At 39.7% G+C, this 18,641-nt stretch carries 16 protein-coding genes and 2 tRNA genes; 11 read left to right on the top strand and 7 right to left on the bottom strand.

The features are described from left to right. Positions 1 to 7: 7 nt before the first annotated feature. The 5 genes from EDC17_RS08055 (at position 8) to EDC17_RS08035 (ending at position 5,355) form a co-directional block, all read left to right on the top strand. Positions 8 to 3,202, top strand: coding sequence for an efflux RND transporter permease subunit (locus EDC17_RS08055; RefSeq protein ID WP_132777577.1), 3,195 nt, complete (start codon positions 8 to 10; stop codon positions 3,200 to 3,202). Positions 3,203 to 3,389: 187 nt separating this feature from the next. Further along, positions 3,390 to 3,463, top strand: a tRNA-Arg gene (locus EDC17_RS08050). A 73-nt stretch (positions 3,464 to 3,536) separates the two neighbouring features. Beyond that, positions 3,537 to 4,118 carry an adenylate kinase gene (locus EDC17_RS08045; protein ID WP_132777576.1) on the top strand — a complete coding sequence of 194 codons (582 nt, stop codon included), beginning with the start codon at positions 3,537 to 3,539 and terminating at the stop codon, positions 4,116 to 4,118. A gap of 25 nt (positions 4,119 to 4,143) precedes the next feature. Beyond that, positions 4,144 to 5,142: a GTPase ObgE gene (gene obgE / locus EDC17_RS08040; protein ID WP_132777575.1), complete on the top strand. Its 999-nt coding sequence runs from the start codon at positions 4,144 to 4,146 to the stop codon at positions 5,140 to 5,142. Positions 5,143 to 5,282: 140 nt separating this feature from the next. Then, positions 5,283 to 5,355: transfer RNA gene (locus tag EDC17_RS08035), tRNA-Lys, on the top strand. 390 nt (positions 5,356 to 5,745) lie between these two features. On the opposite strand, the gene EDC17_RS08025 is transcribed toward EDC17_RS08035, so the two are convergent. After that, positions 5,746 to 6,729, bottom strand: a complete 984-nt coding sequence (locus tag EDC17_RS08025; protein WP_243646085.1) for an ISAon1 family transposase — start codon at positions 6,727 to 6,729, stop codon at positions 5,746 to 5,748. Beyond that, positions 6,722 to 7,075, bottom strand: a complete 354-nt coding sequence (locus tag EDC17_RS08020; protein WP_132777574.1) for an ISAon1 family transposase N-terminal region protein — start codon at positions 7,073 to 7,075, stop codon at positions 6,722 to 6,724. Before EDC17_RS08020 ends, EDC17_RS08025 begins: the two co-directional genes overlap by 8 nt. A 306-nt stretch (positions 7,076 to 7,381) precedes the next feature. Here EDC17_RS08020 and EDC17_RS08015 point away from each other — a divergent pair, with 306 nt between their 5' ends. The 4 genes from EDC17_RS08015 to EDC17_RS07995 all read left to right on the top strand — a co-directional run bounded on the left by EDC17_RS08015 (position 7,382) and on the right by EDC17_RS07995 (position 12,578). Continuing rightward, on the top strand, positions 7,382 to 9,049 hold the full coding sequence (locus tag EDC17_RS08015) for an NAD(P)H-dependent oxidoreductase (RefSeq protein WP_165894384.1): 1,668 nt from the start codon (positions 7,382 to 7,384) through the stop codon (positions 9,047 to 9,049). An 830-nt stretch (positions 9,050 to 9,879) separates the two neighbouring features. Beyond that, complete coding sequence (locus EDC17_RS08005; protein ID WP_132777571.1) at positions 9,880 to 10,740, top strand: hypothetical protein; 861 nt, start codon at positions 9,880 to 9,882, stop codon at positions 10,738 to 10,740. 129 nt (positions 10,741 to 10,869) lie between these two features. Further along, the gene (locus EDC17_RS08000; RefSeq protein WP_132777570.1) at positions 10,870 to 11,358 is read left to right on the top strand and encodes a GNAT family N-acetyltransferase; all 489 of its coding nucleotides are present in this window, start codon (positions 10,870 to 10,872) and stop codon (positions 11,356 to 11,358) included. A 179-nt stretch (positions 11,359 to 11,537) separates the two neighbouring features. Continuing rightward, positions 11,538 to 12,578, top strand: a complete 1,041-nt coding sequence (locus EDC17_RS07995; RefSeq protein WP_132777569.1) for a fatty acid desaturase — start codon at positions 11,538 to 11,540, stop codon at positions 12,576 to 12,578. A 79-nt stretch (positions 12,579 to 12,657) separates the two neighbouring features. Here the strand turns inward: EDC17_RS07995 and EDC17_RS07990 are convergent, their stop codons facing one another. Together EDC17_RS07990 and EDC17_RS07985 are read right to left on the bottom strand one after the other, a co-directional pair. Then, a complete protein-coding gene (locus EDC17_RS07990) occupies positions 12,658 to 13,362 on the bottom strand; it encodes an LOG family protein (RefSeq protein ID WP_132777568.1) in 705 nt (234 codons plus the stop codon). A 114-nt stretch (positions 13,363 to 13,476) separates the two neighbouring features. Beyond that, a complete protein-coding gene (locus EDC17_RS07985; protein ID WP_132777567.1) occupies positions 13,477 to 13,758 on the bottom strand; it encodes a SelT/SelW/SelH family protein in 282 nt (93 codons plus the stop codon). A gap of 92 nt (positions 13,759 to 13,850) precedes the next feature. Here EDC17_RS07985 and recR point away from each other — a divergent pair, with 92 nt between their 5' ends. Then, a complete protein-coding gene (recR, locus tag EDC17_RS07980) occupies positions 13,851 to 14,465 on the top strand; it encodes a recombination mediator RecR (protein WP_132777566.1) in 615 nt (204 codons plus the stop codon). A 2-nt stretch (positions 14,466 to 14,467) separates the two neighbouring features. On the opposite strand, the gene EDC17_RS07975 is transcribed toward recR, so the two are convergent. Genes EDC17_RS07975 through EDC17_RS07965 form a run of 3 tightly spaced genes read right to left on the bottom strand, consistent with a single transcriptional unit; the run spans position 14,468 to position 17,371 of the window. Further along, entirely contained in the window at positions 14,468 to 15,673 is a 1,206-nt protein-coding gene (locus tag EDC17_RS07975; RefSeq protein WP_132777565.1) for an MFS transporter, read from the bottom strand. 23 nt (positions 15,674 to 15,696) lie between these two features. Beyond that, positions 15,697 to 16,644, bottom strand: a complete 948-nt coding sequence (locus EDC17_RS07970; RefSeq protein WP_132777564.1) for a bifunctional metallophosphatase/5'-nucleotidase — start codon at positions 16,642 to 16,644, stop codon at positions 15,697 to 15,699. Beyond that, on the bottom strand, positions 16,619 to 17,371 hold the full coding sequence (locus EDC17_RS07965; RefSeq protein ID WP_243646084.1) for a 5'-nucleotidase C-terminal domain-containing protein: 753 nt from the start codon (positions 17,369 to 17,371) through the stop codon (positions 16,619 to 16,621). Before EDC17_RS07965 ends, EDC17_RS07970 begins: the two co-directional genes overlap by 26 nt. A gap of 210 nt (positions 17,372 to 17,581) precedes the next feature. On the opposite strand from EDC17_RS07965, the gene metA reads away from it, so the two are divergent. Next, positions 17,582 to 18,529 carry a homoserine O-acetyltransferase MetA gene (gene metA, locus EDC17_RS07960; protein WP_132777563.1) on the top strand — a complete coding sequence of 316 codons (948 nt, stop codon included), beginning with the start codon at positions 17,582 to 17,584 and terminating at the stop codon, positions 18,527 to 18,529. The last annotated feature ends 112 nt before the right edge of the window (positions 18,530 to 18,641 follow it).

Here is an 18,641-nt window from a genome sequence, read left to right as displayed (position 1 = left end):
AGCTATTATGAAAATTTCAGAAATTTCGATAAAACGACCTAGTATCATTTTGGTGTTATTCATCATCTTGACACTCGGTGGTATATTCTCATATTCTCAATTGGGATATGAGTTGATTCCAAAGTTTGAGGTAAATGTAATTACCATCCAAACTGTATATCCTGGTGCTTCGCCTACGGAGGTAGAAAATACCGTGACGAAGAAAATTGAGGATGCTGTTGCGTCTTTGGAAATGGTGAAAAAAATTGAATCCACTTCTTTGGAAGGTGCTTCGATTGTAATGGTAACATTGAATGAGGGAGCGGATGTCAATTTCTTGCTGACGGATGCACAGCGGAAAATCAACTCGGCGATCAACGATTTACCCGATGATGCAAGAACTCCGTCCTTAAATAAATTCTCTTTGGATGATATGCCTATTATGGGCTTGTCCGTGACATCCAATTTGTCCGAAAAAGAATTATATGACTTGTTGGACAAAAAGATTCAACCTGTATTTGCCCGTGTAAATGGTGTGGCGAAAGTAGACATGTTGGGTGGTGAAGAGCGTGAAATTCAAGTGAAAATTGATCCAGACAAGATTGAAGGTTATGGATTGAGCATTGCTGCAGTTCAACAAGCTATTGCTTCGTCTAATATGGACTTCCCGACAGGTAATGTGTCGTCAAAAGACAACAGAACTACGATTCGTCTAGCGGGTAAAGTAAGAAGCATCCATGAGTTGCGAAATCTTCCGCTCACAACACCTTCGGGAAACACGATCTTTTTGCGCGATGTAGCTGACGTACAGGATGGTATCGTGGAAATTGAAAAAATTGCACGTGTTGACCGTCAAAATACCATTATGATGCAGGTATTTAAGCAATCCGATGCAAATGCTGTGGCTGTATCCGAATTGGTGCGCCAGACGATTGCTAAATATAATGAGGAAGGTGAATTAGTAGGTGGTGTCGAGAAGGATTATGAATCGCAAGGTGTGAAAATTGCGGTAGCCAATGACTCTTCTGAATTTACCTTGACTGCGGCGGACAACGTTATCCATGACTTGGTCATTGCGATTGTATTGGTAGGTTTTATCATGTTGTTCTTCTTACACTCGTTGCGTAATGCAGCCATTACGATGATTGCTATTCCTTTATCTCTGATTGCTACTTTCATCGGGTTATTGCTAATGGGTTATACCCTCAACCTGATGTCGCTATTAGGTCTATCCCTTGTGGTAGGTATCTTGGTGGATGATGCGATCGTGGTAATTGAGAATATTCACCGCCATATGGAGATGGGTAAAAACAAGGTACGAGCAGCCTACGATGGTGCATCGGAAATTGGATTTACCGTAACGGCGATCACATTGGTAATTGTGGTTGTATTCTTACCTATCGCGATGTCTACGGGTTTGGTGGCTAATATCCTTGCGCAATTCTGTGTGACTGTAATTATATCGACGTTATTGTCATTGTTGGTGTCATTTACTGTCGTGCCTTGGTTGTACTCACGTTTTGGTAAGTTAGAATACTTAAGTGAAACTTCTATTTTCGGTAGAATTGTACACGGATTTGAAGCAGGTTTGGATGCATTCACACACAAAATTTCAGATATCTTAAGATGGTCATTGAAATCAAGAGGCAATAAGATGTTAACACTATTGGTTTCAGTTGTGTTGTTTTTCGGTTCCGTGGCCTTGATTCCAATGGGTTATATTGGTGGTGACTTCTTCCCGTCGTCGGATAGAGGAGAGTTCTTTTTACAATTTGAATTAGAAAAAGATGCTTCTTTAGAAAAGACCAATATCATGACGCGTCAAGCCGAAGATATATTGGCAGCAAAACCAGAGATTGAAAAAATCATTACTACAGTAGGGCAGTCTTCTGAAGGGGGTATGAGCTCCGCTACGGGTTCACGTTACAAATCAGAGATTCACGTTATCTTGACCGATAAAGCGAAGCGTAACCTGAATTCGAAAGTGTACGCCGTACAATTGCGTAATGAAATGTTGCCAAAATTAATAGGTGCAAAAATAAAGAGTGTGCCAGTTGGTATCATGGGAGCTGAACAAGCACCATTGATGTTGACCGTTATTGGTTCTAGTGTAGAAGATGCGCAAGAGTTTGCCTTACAGGCAGCGGATTTGTTGCGCGAAGTACCAGGTTCACGTGATGTGAAATTGACTTCGGAGGCAGGTAACCCTGAGATTTCTGTTCAAGTAGATCGTGAGAAAATGACTTCATTAGGTTTGAATGTCGCTTCTGTGGGTATGACTATGCAAACAGCATTCTCCGGTAATACAGACAATAAATTCCGTGCAGGAGATAATGAATACGATATTAATATCCAATTTGACGATAAAAGTCGTAAAAGTTTAGAGGACGTTAAGAAATTGAAGTTCATCAACAATACAGGTGCTTCCATTTCACTGGATCAATTTGCGGATGTACAATACAGCTCGGGTCCAACCTTGTTGGAGCGTCGTGATAAGTCGCCTTCTGTATCCGTACAAGGTGGTGTTATCGGTCGTCCTACAGGTACTATAGCCGAGGAGTGGGAAGCTAAATTCAAGGATTTGCCACGTAAAGCAGGTGTATCTTATGTTTGGGGTGGTAATATGGAAAACCAAGAAGAAGGTTTTGGTACCTTGGGAGTTGCATTAGTTGCTTCGCTGGTGTTGGTATATTTGGTAATGGTAGCCTTATATGATAACTTTGCTACGCCATTCGTCGTATTATTCTCAATTCCATTATCGTTTATTGGAGCGTTGCTTGCCTTAGCATTGACCAATCAATCGTTAAACATTTTTACCATTCTAGGTATAATCATGTTGATTGGTTTGGTGGCCAAGAATGCGATCATGCTTGTGGATTTTGCGAATCACCGTAAAGAGGAGGGAATGAATACGCATGACGCCTTGGTAGCAGCCAATCATGCCCGTCTTCGTCCGATTTTGATGACGACGATAGCGATGGTATTTGGTATGATTCCTATTGCTATTGCTACAGGTGAAGGTTCGGATATGAACCGCGGTTTGGCGATTGTTATTATTGGTGGTCTATTATCTTCGATGTTCTTGACATTAGTAGTTGTACCGGTGGTATACTCATTAATGGATAGCTTAAAACGTCGTTTCGGTAAAGGTGAGCCAACGAATTATGCTGCCGAAATGGTGGCGGATTACGTGCCGAACGAGCATTACGTAGAAAAACATTAATAAATGACTTTATAAGTAAAAAAGGAGAGTATTTCTCTCCTTTTTTTATACTTGAAATTCATGGAGTTGCTATAATTATTTAAAATATTTTGTATATTAAACCATAAAAAATTTGCTATTAAAGGCTTTTTAGGTATATTTGCAACACCAAAACGGAAGAGGCTATACCCGGAAGTGATGGTTGAAAGCATTCCTAGCTCAATTGGATAGAGCGTCTGACTACGGATCAGAAGGTTAGGGGTTCGACTCCCTTGGAGTGCACTTAGTTAACTGAAAGCCTAATTCTTACCAGGATTAGGCTTTTTATTTTGTCACAAAATAACATAATCAAACTATGCTAAACCTTGTATTATTCGGTCCTCCAGGAGCAGGAAAAGGTACACAATCCGAAAAACTTATTGCTAAATATAATTTAGTACATATTTCTACAGGAGATATTTTTCGTGCGCACATCAAGGACCAAACAGAATTGGGTCAACAAGTAAGCCAAATCATTGCAGATGGAAACTTGGTGCCGGATTCTATTACTATTGCAATGTTGGAAGAAGAAATCAAAAAGAACCCATTAGCAACAGGTTTTATTTTTGATGGTTTTCCACGTACAGTAGCACAAGCTGAAGCATTGGACGCTTTTTTGGATAGTATTGGTACTTCCATTTCTGGCGTAGTTGCATTGGACGTAACCGAAAGTGAATTGACACAGCGTATCGCTAAGCGTCAAGAGATTTCAGGACGTGCAGATGATGCAGCAGACAAATTGAAAAAACGTATTGAAGAATATTTCAATAAAACCATTCACGTATTGCCTTATTATGAAGCACAAGGTAAACTAACAAAGGTGAACGGCATTGGCGAGATTGATGCGATTTTTGCCGAATTGTCAGCAGTAGTTGATAGTTACAGTTACCAAGCATAATTTTTTTTAAGGATAATAATACTATATGGCTCAAGGCTCAAATTTTGTTGATTATGTAAAGGTGTGTTGTCGTTCGGGGCATGGTGGGGCAGGTTCTGCACATTTGCATCGTGATAAAACGACTATGAAAGGTGGGCCTGACGGTGGTGATGGTGGCCGTGGGGGGCACATTATTCTAAAAGGTTCTTCACAGCACTGGACATTACTGCATCTCAAATATAGAAAACATATTATCGCTCCTGATGGCGAGCGTGGCGGATCTGCATTACGTACTGGCGCAACGGGTAAAGATGAAATCTTGGAAGTGCCATTGGGTACTGTTGCTAAAGATGCGGAGACGGGCGAAGTAATTTTCGAAATCACCGAAGATGGCGAGACTAAGATCCTAACTCCAGGCGGTAAAGGTGGACTAGGAAATAATAATTTCAAATCACCAACGCAACAAACTCCTCGATTTGCTCAACCGGGCATGCCAGGGCAGGAGCGCTGGATAATTCTCGAATTGAAAGTATTGGCGGACGTGGGTCTGGTAGGATTCCCGAATGCTGGTAAATCAACATTGCTGTCAGTGGTATCTGCTGCGAAGCCTGAGATTGCTAATTATCCGTTTACGACGTTAGTACCTAATCTGGGTATCGTCGGTTATCGCGATAATAAATCTTTCGTCATGGCGGATATTCCGGGTATTATCGAAGGCGCGTCACAAGGTAAAGGATTAGGTTATCGTTTCCTAAGACATATCGAGCGTAACTCGGTACTGTTGTTTATGGTGCCTGCTGATACCGCTCGTACAATTGAGGAAGAGTACAATATCTTAATCAATGAATTGAAGGAATATAATCCTGAAATGTTAGCGAAACCTCGACTTTTGGCCATTACAAAATCCGATATGTTGGATGAAGAATTGGAAGAAGAAATGAAGGCACAAGTGCCAGCCAACATTCCCCATATCTTTATTTCGTCTGTGGCGGGTAAGAATATTACCCAATTGAAAGATATGCTCTGGAAAGCGATTAACGAGTAAAATTACATCGAAAATTTACTGCTTTAAAAATCAGTAAGTTTGCGAAAAATTAGCATAAATATCGCAAAATAGTTTGCAGAAATGCGTGAAATAGCTATCTTTGCATCACTCCAAACAACGAAGGAAACTTCAAAACGGAGGATTCCGTAGCTCAGCTGGTAGAGCAATACACTTTTAATGTATGGGTCCTGGGTTCGAATCCCAGCGGGATCACTTGATGGGACAAGTCTAGAAAAGATAGACTTGTCCCATTTTCTTTGCCTTGTAACTTGTTATTATTCTGATAGATAAGAGTAATCGCAGAATTTAATTTCGGAGTTCGATGTCTTGTTCCGTAAAATTCCAAAAAATCGGGGAACATCGAACTCACTATAAGCCTTTTTTCCTCAATATCACCGTTTTCAAAATATCTATCCATGTTTGCGACCTTTTTTAAGGTAGATGCTACCAAGTCCTTAATTTCCGTCCCATTACAGCATAGGCTTTGAGAGTTAAATTCCAATCTGCTTTAACAAAGTGTCTGTGCTTAGCAGCCATCAATTGTCCTATATCATCAACAACGGTTTTCAGGGATCATACTGAAAGTTTGGGGGGTGAATATCATTAAGCATACAACTTCATGACTATATACAAGAAAAAAGAAGTATCTCTTACCCCACGGAATACACTACGAAACGCTTTTAATTTAGCATTGAAAGACTCCGCTGATGCATTTGTACTTCTGTTGTCGAAGTAATGTAGGATTTCAGGGTGGTGTGCTGCAATAGACTTTGCTACACTTTCAAAAGAGAGGATGCCTGCATTCTCTACTTTATTATGCCATAAACCCAACTTGGTAAAGGCGAGTGTTTTGTCTTTGCATTTGGTAAAAATATCTTCTAAAGCAATCCCTAAATCATATGCTTGTCTTAGCTTTGGAAAGCGAATAAACAATAACTCTGCACGATGTTTTTGACTTTCTGTCCACCGGCTAGGGTGCTTGAATAACAGATGTCTAGATCTAGCCAATAGCTGCTTGATGGTATCCCCATTGGATAATAACTCTGGCTCATAAGGAATACTTTGCTTTCTAGCATCCTTTATTTTCTGACTTTCTATATCCAATACTTCCCAGCGGTACTGAATACGAAGTTCCTGAACAGCATCGTATGCTAGCTTTTGAACATGAAAACGATCTATTACTCGCCTAGCATTCCTGAAACATCGTCGAATAGCTTTAGCCATATTAGGAGCCATATCCATGGTCACCTCTTTAACTTTGTTTCTTGTACGAAGAGGAATTCGCTCTAATACAGCAATAATATCTTCTGCTTTTGTCCCCTTAATCGTAGCTACAAGAGTTCCTTTCTTACCTTTTGCAGATTTACTACTTACAATAGTATAAAGTTCACCATTACTAAAACTAGTCTCATCAATACTTAAGTGCTCACCTATATTATCTTGAAATAGTGTCCAATTCTCTGCATGCGATTTTTGATCCCAAACATGGTAGTCGCTCAGATGATTCTTATATTGATCTTGCAACTGCTTGCCATCCATCTGAAAGAACAGACCTACTAGCTGAGCGCTTACAGGATGGTTATCCAAATATCTTCTTTAAAAAAAGCCCGAATTCTGTCGTCATTCGGGTACCCTCACGTACTAGATTCCAATCTATTGTGATAATCTCTCCAGTGTCCAAAACGGTCCAACCACGACGACGGATATGTAGGGTAACTTTTTGACCTCGAATGGGAAAATCGGAAATCTCCGTAGAAGGCATAAAACCTTTTGATTCTAGCTTACTATTATCATAACCTGCAGGAGAGATATTAAGCTCATCTAAATAAATATGAAGTTGATTTTCTACTTGATCTACTTCTTGGATTTGAAAATATTCTAATAGCCCTTCGGGCATTAACAAGGATAATAATTTACGTTCGGCCGTTTGCAAGTGTGTACTATTTTAAAAACTACTAAACTAATTATTTTTTTAATTCCCCCCAAGAATTCTGCTTGATCCGTTTTTAGCAATTTTTTTTCCAGTTCATCAATTCGTTCCGGGTGGAGCGAGCTAAAGAACTGTTATTGGATCCGAAAATGATGCCGGCTTTGAAATTTTTAAAGAGCTGCAGGTGGATGCAGCGAAAAAATGTATCGCGCATTGGGATATTGAAAACAATGTAGATTATATCAATACCTTCAAAATAAAATATAGTTGGGGTAAATTTGACCTTAGCGGTAGACTTGGATGCGCGTGATGAAAATATCCCTGAGCGATTTGAAATTACCAGAACTTATATCTCGAATATTATACCTAAAATCAAACGATTGGCGGAAGAATTGTATTTCGATTAAACAGTTGTTGGGCTTGCTTGTTCTTTCTAAAAGAGCAGGTATGAAGGAAGCTAACATCAAGGTTTTGGTTATTTTGGGGCATCCCCGTAAAGACAGCTATAATGCGGCCTTGGCCGAATCCTATGTGGCAGGGGCAAAGGCAGCTAGGGCGCATGTGGAATTCCTACATCTGGCTGATCTTCACTTCGATTTGCATGTTCAGATTCCTTCCCCGCAGGATCAACTTGAAGAGGAGGATCTCAAGGAGGCCAAGCGATTGATCAAATGGGCGGATCATCTTGTTTTTGTCTATCCGGCCTGGTGGGGAAATATGCCCGCTTTATTAAAGGGTTTTATCGATCGAGTATTTGTTCCTGGATTTGCCTTTTACGAGATTCAGCCGGATGCCTTTAAAAAATTGCTCCGCCCAAAAACTGCCCAGTTAATCATTACCATGGATACGCCTGTATTGATAGACCGTTTGATTAATGGAGCACCTTCGAGAAGATCGTTAGAAAATGCTACCTTAAAATTCTGTGGTGTGAGTCCTGTAAGGAGCATGCTGATCAGTCCGGTAAAGCACTCTTCTGATGAAAAGAAGGAGGAGTGGCTTACCAAGGTCTATCATCAAGGAAAATCGCTTGAAAATGGCGTACTGACTCCTTGGGAAAAGTTTATGGACCAGATCATGCCCTGGATCAAGGCGATTCGATTGCAATTCTATCCCATGACCTTCTTTGCCTATGCTATTGGTGCTTTTTTATTTGCAGAACTAGCAGGGCCTTTTAACCCTTGGATTTTCGTATTGGGATATCTTGTTTTATTTTTGATCGAGGTGATCACGGTTTTCAGTAACGATTATTTAGATCGGGAAAGCGATCGGTTGAATAAACATTTCAGTACATTTTCTGGGGGATCAAGGGTATTGGTCGATGGTGAGTTGAGTGAAAAAGCTTATACCAATTCCTTGAAATATCTGTTAGTAGTATTGGCGGTTCTCTGTGTGTTCATGGGCATATTCGCTATTGCTTCCGTTATGCATGTTTTGTTGGTTACTGTCCTCATATTTTTTATTGCGGTTTCTTATACAGCCGCGCCTTTAAGTTTTTCCTACAATGGCTGGGGCGAGATTGTGGTGGGATTTACGCATAGTTTTGCCGTTATTATCTGTGGTTTTGTTTATCAGGGTGGAGCGTTGAATAATATTTATTCTTGGGTGGTTGGTATTCCCTTGTTCTTTTCCATTGTTCCGGCGATTATAATGGCTGGAATACCTGATCATGATGCCGACCGAGCTGCTGGAAAAGGAACCTTGGTGGTTAGGCTTGGAAAGGTGAGGGCGACCTATTTGGCGGGGATTTCCGTCTTGTTGTCCATGAGTTCTGTCCTGCTTTTGAAGAAGGATGTGCTGTTGGATAGGATTTATTCGGATATTATTTATACAGCCTTTTTGCACGGTGCCTGGTTGTTATATTTACTTTACCAATACATCAATAAACCAGAAAAACCTGATCGTATTGATGGCATTATGGGCATTGCACTTATGTATATCCTTTGGTATACTTTAGTGCCTTTTTTTAATCTTTTATAAAGTTTCAAATTTTGAAATATTATTAAGATTCCAAATGAACCGATATTTTTTAATTTTTCTCCATTGAATTTCTGTTGTTGGCATTGCAAATGGTCAAGACTTTTAGATTTATCAATTTTTAATGAGGAAAATCGTCTCAAATCTTCTAACAAAGAGTTTGAGTTCTGTACCAGTGGGTTCACAAAACGAAAAGCTCAATCGAAAGATTGGGCTTTTCTGTTGTGGTGTGCCGGGCATGGCAATCGACTCTAGGGTTAAAGTCCCAAACCCACTTTGCAGTAGGAAGGGTTAGCCAAAGGCAAGGGTGTCGTGGGCGACTGCGAATTTGAAGGAAGCTGGCGGCAAATATGGGGGCTTACGAACAGAAACTGTATATGAGGCGGATTTAGTCCGGGTGAGGTTGCCACACAAACAGAAGCCCAATACTGCACGGGGGCTATTACGTAAATACAGAAGCCACATCCATAGGAAGTTGATTGTCTTACCCCGGGAGATCTGAATGAATTCTGTCAAGTGTAGGCGCGATTACAGGAGAAGAAACATTTGGCGGGGACGTCAGATGGGTCATTTAGAAATCAGCAGCGGTAATAGTACTGCATTTTTTTTAATGTAGGAAGGACCAAATGTTAGGATGGCAAAGGAAACAGGAAGTTTACGGCGGAGCGTTTACGGCGGAACCACGTTAGGGAACTGCTTATATGAGGGTAGGACGGAATCCGAGAGTAAAATATAAGAGGAGCCGAGCCGAGCCGTGCAACCAATGTGCACAATGCCTGGGAAGGAGTTTTTTTTTTTTAGTATTATGCTTGAAGAAATATTAGATATCCGAAATGTACAAAGAGCCTTTAGGCAGGTCACTGCCAATAAGGGTGCTGGAGGTAGACAATGCCGCAGATATTGAGACATTAATTCTCGGAAGTTCGCACGCATATTATGATTTTGATCCTGAATATTTCAGCAGCAAGACATTTAATGCAAGTCATATTTCGCAGTCATTGAATTACGATTTTGAGATTTTTAAAAAATATCAAAACAAGCTCAAAAACCTGAAAACAGTGATTTTGCCTATTTCTTATTTTTCGTTATATGGCAAATTAGAAGCTGGATCTGAATCTTGGCGGGCAAAAAATTATGTCATCTACTATGGTGTTTCCACTTCCAAATCTTTAACAGACTTTTCTGAAGTATTGAGTAATAAGTTTAGTGTGAATGTCGAAAGATTGGCATCTTACTATTTATTGAATGAGTCTAACGTGAGTTGTTCCAAACTGGGGTGGGGTACGCAGTATAAATCTCAAAACGCAAGAGATCTAGTCGATACAGGAAAAAAATCCGTAAAGAGACATACCATATTTGGGATTAATACCAGGGAAGAAGAGAAAACCTTGAAAGAGAACGTTCATATACTTATTACAATGCTGCAATGGTGTAAGGAACACAATATTCATGTTTATCTTCTGACTCCTCCCGCATATGAATCTTACCGTCAGGATCTAAATGAACAGCAATTGCAAACCACGATAAATACCACGTCTACCATTTGTTCAAAATTTGATAATTGCATGTATGAAAACTTAATGAATGCGCCTAATTTCGTTGCAATTGATTATTTTGATGCGGATCATCTATCTGACATTGGTGCCAAAAAACTTTCCTTGCTTATAAATGAAAAAATTAATAAATGGAAATAATAACATCGGCTTTAACAAGTAAAGTTTCGATTGAGGAGTAGACATTTTTTTCAAAATCCATTGTGCATCAAGGGTTTTTACGGCAGATGAAAAGTTGTACATTTATAATAAGAAAGCTGAGATCGCTACATGGCAACAAATAAACTTCATATCCGACTTAGACCGACTGTTGTAACTGATTTAGAGACATTGTTTGAATTTCAACTGGACAAAGAAGGAGGATATCTCGCGGCTTTTATGCCTTCAGATTCGACAGACCAAGTTGCCTATTTAGCTAACCATACCCAATTCTTGAGCAATCCTTCCATAAATTATCAGACTATATTAATGGATGATGTCATAGTAGGGAGTATATCAAAATTTATGATGGAAGGAGAGGCAGAAATTACATACTGGATCGCAAAAAAATATTGGGGACACGGCATTGCTACGCATGCTTTGCAGTATTTTCTTGAACTGGAAGCCACGAGACCGATCTATGGTCGTGTAGCTTTTGATAATTTCGGTTCACAAAGGGTGTTGGAAAAATGTAATTTCATTAAAGTAGGGGTGGATACAGGGTATGCACGCGCCCGCCATACCGATATCGAAGAATTTATTTACAAACTGGAGAAGTAATGCTATTAGCTATTATTCCTAAAGGCAAGCTCAAATTTAGAAGTATTTATTCATTGTGAAACAATCAAGAAGGGCATAGCAAGGTAGTTGGATTTCTTTTAAAGTAGATATGTTACGTTAATATGAAGATGTTACGATTTATATTAGGTAGTTTTGTATAATACTATTAGGATTATCGGGTGACACATCAACAAAAGACAAACATAATAAAGAAAGAGATATTAGCTTCGTATGCAAATTTAAAAGCTAAACATCCTGTCTTAAAATACCAGAATTTTATTGGTTTTACCATATTTATCATTTGTCTGCTACTTAGCGGTGGGTTGGGTTATCTATGGTTTGTAGATTTACTTCCTGCTTGGGCTTTGATACTGGGTAACGCTTTTTTATTCGGTGTATTGCATGAGTTGGAACATGACTTAATACATTTCATTTACTTCAAAAACAACCGTATAGTACACAATATCATGCTGTTGTTCATCTGGTTGGCTCGTCCCTTGACGCTCAATCCATGGTTTAGAAGAGTATTACATTATCATCATCATAAATTTTCCGGCACTTTGCATGATGTAGAGGAACGTGGTGTGACAAATGGGGAGAAGTGGTCGTTAAAACGTTTATTATTCACTCCGGATCTGGTCATTGGCAATGCGCTTCGCGTTTTCGGATTATTCCGTGATATCAAGCGGGAGGTCGATAATGGCAATTTGAAATTCAAAGCTGCAAAGAAGTTGAAATTAAGTGGCGTGTTTGGTTTAATTCCTTTTACCATATTATCGCATGTGATATTATATGCGTTTTTTACGGATATATTTTTCGACCTGTTGCATGACAAGTATCAGTTTAGTTGGGTAATGCCGGAGCTGATCAAAGATATATTGGCTTGGTGTAACCCAATTATTTATATCATATTGCTGCCGAATTTGTTACGTCAGTTCTGTTTACATTTTATCACTTCCAATTTGCATTATTTCGGTGATGTGGAGCAAGGAAATGTAATCGAGCAAACGCAGATATTGACGGTGTGGTGGACATATCCTTTCCAATTGTTTTGTTTTTTCTTCGGTTGGACGCACGCTATTCATCATTTCGTAGTAAATGAAACATTTTACATACGCCATATCGCGCGCAAGAAGGCACATGAAGTCATGCGCAAGCACGGTGTTCGTTTCAATGATTTGGGCACATTCAGACGCGCAAATCGTTACCACGAAGTCTAGAGGACTAAAGACATTTTTTATAAACAAAAAATGCTTCCTGAATGGGAAGCATTTTTTATTTGAGGGGTAGTACCGTAGTTTAGAAGTTTGGTTTTAATAAATACTTATCGTAGAATCTAAATATATGTTCTACGGCATCCTCTGCACTGTCTACGACGCGATACAATTTAAGATCTTCGTCAGAAATGTAAGCATTGCCCAACATGGTTTTTTCAACCCATTCCAGTAGACCGCTCCAATAATCTTTGCCGACTAATACGATAGGGAAACGGGCGATTTTACCTGTTTGAATAAGGGTTATCGCTTCAAATAATTCGTCCATCGTACCAAATCCACCAGGCATGACGATATATCCCTGCGAATATTTCATAAACATCACCTTGCGTACAAAGAAGTAATTAAATTCCAACAACTTGTCGCGATCAATGTATTTGTTATGAAACTGCTCAAAGGGCAATTCAATATTCAAACCCACGGATTTACCACCTACACTATAGGCACCGCGATTGGCAGCCTCCATAATACCGGGACCACCACCAGAAATTACACCGTAACCTTTTTCGGCTAATAGTCGTGCTATTTCAACGGTCATTTGGTAATATTTGTGATCTTCCGGTGTACGTGCCGATCCGAATATCGATACACAAGGACCGATTTTAGCTAACTTTTCAAACCCGTCTACAAATTCAGACATGATTTTAAATATCTGCCATGAATCCTTTACTTTTATTTCTTGCCAAGTCTTATTGGCGAATGAATTTCTAATTTTATTTTCTCCTGTCATAATATTTATCTACGTTTCGGATCTTTGCAAGATAGTAAATTTACAAATTTTCGGATAAGCGAAAACTATATCTTACAAATAGTTATTTGTTAAATTTGTCAATTTGTAGAATTTTTAATGTTTTCGGTCAGAATGACCTAAGTTTTTCTCTGGGCAGATGACATCGCGTACAAGCTGCTTGATGATTTTGATATCCTTGAATCCGTCTTCTCGCTTTCGGTCAAAGATGATATTGTCGGCTGTACGAATTTGGAATCTTCCCGTTACCTCCGAGGGAATAAGACTTACGCCATATACTTCAGCTTGGAAGGTGGTTAATAATTCTTGAGCCATGTAAGCAGCGCGCAATAGCCATCCACACTGTGGGCAATATTCAATTTCAAGTGTCGGTTTCATTGATTTAATATTACAAAATTTGTTCCATATAAAGCCTTCTCAAGCAATAACATGATGTTTGTCTGACAGAAAAAATAATTACCTTTGTACCTATGAATTTCTCGTCTAAACTATTACAAAATGCGGTGGAAGAGTTTGGTCGCTTGCCGGGAGTAGGGAAGAAGACTGCCTTGCGTCTGGTATTGCACTTACTCAAGCAACAAGATGCGGAGGTCGCTCGATTTACGTCGTCATTGAATCTATTGAAAGAGAAAATTCAGTATTGTAAAGAATGCTATAATATTTCGGACGAAGAAGTGTGCGAGATATGTCTGTCTGTAAAGCGTGACAAATCCACAATCTGCGTTGTAGAAGACACGCGTGATGTCATGGCTATAGAGAATACGAATCAATACCAAGGCGTTTACCATGTACTGGGTGGGCTCATATCACCAATGGATGGTATAGGTCCATCAGACCTTAAAATTGAGGGATTGATTCAACGCCTGCGTCAAGGAGCAGTAAAGGAAGTTATTCTGGCACTCTCGGCGACGATGGAAGGTGATACTACAATATTTTACCTCTACCGCAAACTCAAAGAATTTGATGTGCAGGTCAGTACAATCGCACGTGGTATTGCGTTTGGCGGTGAATTGGAATATGTAGATGAAATTACGTTGGGTCGTTCAATTTTGACGCGTGTACCTTACGAGAGAAATGTGGGATAAGGTTAGATTTTCATGCGCGCTATAATAAAATAGAATCCCACTGCCGCAGTCAATAAGGTCGTTCCCGCTACCGTCCACAACACATTATAGCCAAAATGTTCGGCTAGATAGGTCCCGAAGTAAGGAGAGAAAATATTGGCTGCCGCAAATGCTAAGGAGTTAAAGCCCATATAGGCCCCTTGGTTACTTAATCCCGCCCTTTTGACTGTAATAGTTGCCATAAAAGGCAAGGTCAGCATTTCGCCTGTCGAAAGAATAAACATAGCCATATAAAGCCACACCAATCCAAAATCGATATTGAGCATAAAATAAGACATGGCGGTAATCGCCGTTCCCCAAAACATTATTTGTCGAACAGAAAATCTATGTTCTACAGAATGCACCAATACCATTTCGAATATCACGATCACAAAGCCGCTAAAGCCCAATAATAACCCAATTTGCCCTGCGTCAAATGCATACACATCTTTGTAAAACAATGGGAGCGTACTGAGTAACTGCAAGAATCCCATGGAGAACATACAGCACAAGACATTAAAAAGAATAAATAAACCATCCTTATAGGCGTTACGCTCTACGACTTTGGGTTTGTTTTCTTCTTCTTTTTTGGGTAGCTGATTTTGCGATCGATTACGGAAGAAATATATAAATACCAAAAGTGCTGCTGAGGCACCTATGGCATTGCCATAGAAAATCCAGTTGTAAGATATTGACGCCAAAAAGCCGCCTAGCGCAGGTCCTATCGAGAAACCAAGGTTTACGGCCATCCGATTGAGCGAGTAAGCCCGGGTAATGTTTTCGGGCTTTGCATACCGTGCCACTGATACCGAGTTGGCAGGTCTAAAGATGTCCGCAACGAGGGTTAGCGTAAATATCATAGCTGCTAATGACTCGAAGGTACGAAACCACGGAAGTATCAGGAATAACGGTATTACGAGCATAAGACTCAATGCCTGTACCTTGAAACTCCCAAATCGGTCGGTCAACCAGCCTCCTAACCAAGAGCCACATACGGATCCAAGTCCAAAGCAGCCTAATACCAAGCCCACTTGCGTTTTTGAAAATCCCAATTCCGACGACATATACATGCCCAAGAAAGGAATAACCATCGAGCCGGTACGATTGATAAGCATCACTAATGCCAGCAACCATGCAGCAGGAGATAATCCTTTATAAGATTTTATATATATCTGAAATAAAGACTTCAATGCGTGTTATTTGATTAATTCATTTAAGCTATATCATTATTCAGGATATAGTTATTGTATGCTATACGCTTTTCTTTTGTCTTTGAATTAAGAATAAAGTCGATTCGTCCCAATACGGCTCCGCCATGTGCAGCTTGATTAACTAGTGTTATTTTTCCGGCTGCATTTTTTACTTCTGTCGGTTTATCCAGGTATGTGTGGGTATGTCCACCGATGATCAAATCGATGTCTTTAGTAGCTGCTGCTACACGCAAATCAGATACTTTACCCTCTTTATACGAATAACCTAAGTGTGATAAGCAGATCACTATGTCACACTTATGCTTTCCCTTTAACGTAGGCACAATCTTGTTTGCTACAGTGATAGGATCTAAATAACGCATTCCTGCATGATTATTTTTATCGACGAGGCCTTCTACATCGATACATAGACCAAATACGCCGATTTTGATTCTTTCTTTTTCAAATATCACATAATCTTTGGTCTTTCCTGCCAGCGCAGTCTGTGAGAAATCGTAATTGGAAGTCAAGAAAGGAAAAGTTGCTTTGTCGAAATGCTTCAATATTCCCGCTATTCCATTGTCAAATTCGTGATTACCAAATGTCCCTGCATCGTATTTCAATTGAGACATCAAAGAAAGTTCTACTTCACCATCAAACATATTGAAGTATGGCGTACCCTGGAACATATCTCCCGCATCCAACAGTAATACGTTGCGCTCGGATTGACGAATTTGCTTGATAAGCGTACTTCTCCGCGCTATGCCCCCTAGTCCTTGGAATCGAGAACCGTCCATTGGAAAAGGTTCGATGCGGCTGTGTACATCATTGCTGTGTAATATGGTTATTTTAACCTCTTTAGATGACTTTGCTTGAACAAATTGAGGAAGCTGACTAACGGCTAATGTTCCACCAAGTACACCTAGATTTCGTAGAAAACTTCTTCTATTTAATGATTTTAACTCTTCCATCTAATGTCGTGTTAATACTTTTTCCTTCTTTAGTTAATTGCTCAATGTAGTCGATAAGACCATTTCTAACGATAATGCCAGTATCCACTCGCTTCAATGGTGACGTTAATCCTTCTACATAATCTCCACCATTTGCCAAATAGTCGTACGTAACCAATTTGTAGGTTTTGTTAATGTCAAATGGCTGACCTTGGATCATCACATCAAAAGGTTGTTGATCTTTAATTTTCATCGTCATTCCACCGATTGGTTGACCGCCGGTTTTGGCGATAAAGTGCAATAGCGTATTAATGTCTTGGCCCGAAAGTTCTAAAATAGATATGGCATTTTCGAAAGGCATGAGTTCGAAGATATTGCCAACAGTAATGGGACCTTTATCGACTTCGGAACGAATGCCACCTTTGGTAGCCAATGAAATTTGGGCTGTAGGATCTATACGTTGGCCGATAGCTAACATCGCATCGACGAAGAAATTGCCGGCTGTGAATTCGGCTTCTGAACGACTTTTTGTTAGACTATTTGTGGTATGGCCAATCACTCTATTCATTTCTTGTTCCATTTTCTCTTTGAAAGGACGATAGTAATTGACAATGGAACTATCTTGCGTTATCGTGCTATCGATTCTGTAAATATCCGCTGATTGGAGAGAAGCGATTTTGGGGGTGCTGCAGTTCGTAAATGTAATGACGGTGAGCAGCAATGCAAATATCTTAGTGTAAGAGCGCATATGTGTAGTTATTTCATGCGAAGCTAAGAAGAAAGTATGACTGAACAAATTAACTTTTTGTAAAATTTTTAGATTCCACAAATGAATCTTGGCAAAAAAGTAGGATCTAATTTTTTCAAACAAACTATATGTTGTAATTTGGCCTCTGAAATCAACAAGTAGTGCTTATCTAGTAATAGATATCCTAAACCTTTTGGAGATAATTATAATATGCCAGTAAAGATACCCGATAACTTGCCAGCGATAGAACTGTTGAAGCGCGAGAATATATTTGTGATGAGTAGTTTGCGCGCCAACGAACAAGATATTAGACCGTTGCGATTACTCGTGCTGAACTTGATGCCCCTGAAAATTTCGACGGAAACAGATTTTATTCGGTTATTATCGAATAATCCATTGCAAGTAGAAATGGAATTCTTGCGTTTGGAAACGCATGTTTCTAAAAATACGCCCTTGGAGCATCTGGAGCTCTTTTACAAAAACTTTGATGAGGTAGCAGATCAGTTTTATGATGGATTGATTGTGACAGGCGCACCGGTGGAGATGTTGGATTTTGAAGAGGTCAATTATTGGGAAGAGATGGTTAAGATCATGGATTGGGCGCGTACGCACGTCACATCATCGCTTTACATTTGCTGGGCTTCACAAGCTGCATTATACCATTTCTATGGTGTGGAGAAGGTGCCGTTAGATCATAAGCTGTTCGGCGTATTCCAACATTCAGCATCAGTGAAGAAGCATCCGCTCTTCCGTGGATTTGACGATGAATTCTTTATTCCGCATAGTAGACATACGACTATTGACCGCGAGGATGTATTGTCTAAGCAGGGACTGGAAATTCTTTCTGAATCAGCAGATGCAGGTATTGCTATATTGAGCTCGCGTGGTGGCCGAGAATTTTACCTGACAGGGCATTCGGAATATAATCCTTATACCCTTCACGAAGAGTATGTACGTGATGTAGAAAAAGGTGCGGCTATTGATGTTCCAAAAAACTATTACCGCAATGATGATCCTGCTCAGGAACCTGTCATCCGTTGGGCAAGTCACGCCAATTTATTATTCAATAATTGGCTGAATTATTATGTGTACCAAGAAACACCGTTTGATGTGCGGGATATTCCTCAACTGGGCGATATTCAAGCGCAGAGTGAGTAATATTAATAAAAAAATTAAAAAGGGGCCGTATCAAAACATCAAAAGTTAGATACGGCTTTTTATTTTTTAATCGTCAGCTTCTTTCCTGAGTATTTCCTGAATTTGATATATT

The organism is Sphingobacterium alimentarium (assembly GCF_004342685.1).
In the GTDB taxonomy this organism is placed as follows: Bacteria; Bacteroidota; Bacteroidia; order Sphingobacteriales; family Sphingobacteriaceae; genus Sphingobacterium; species Sphingobacterium alimentarium.
This window is presented reverse-complemented; position numbering and strand designations above follow the sequence as displayed.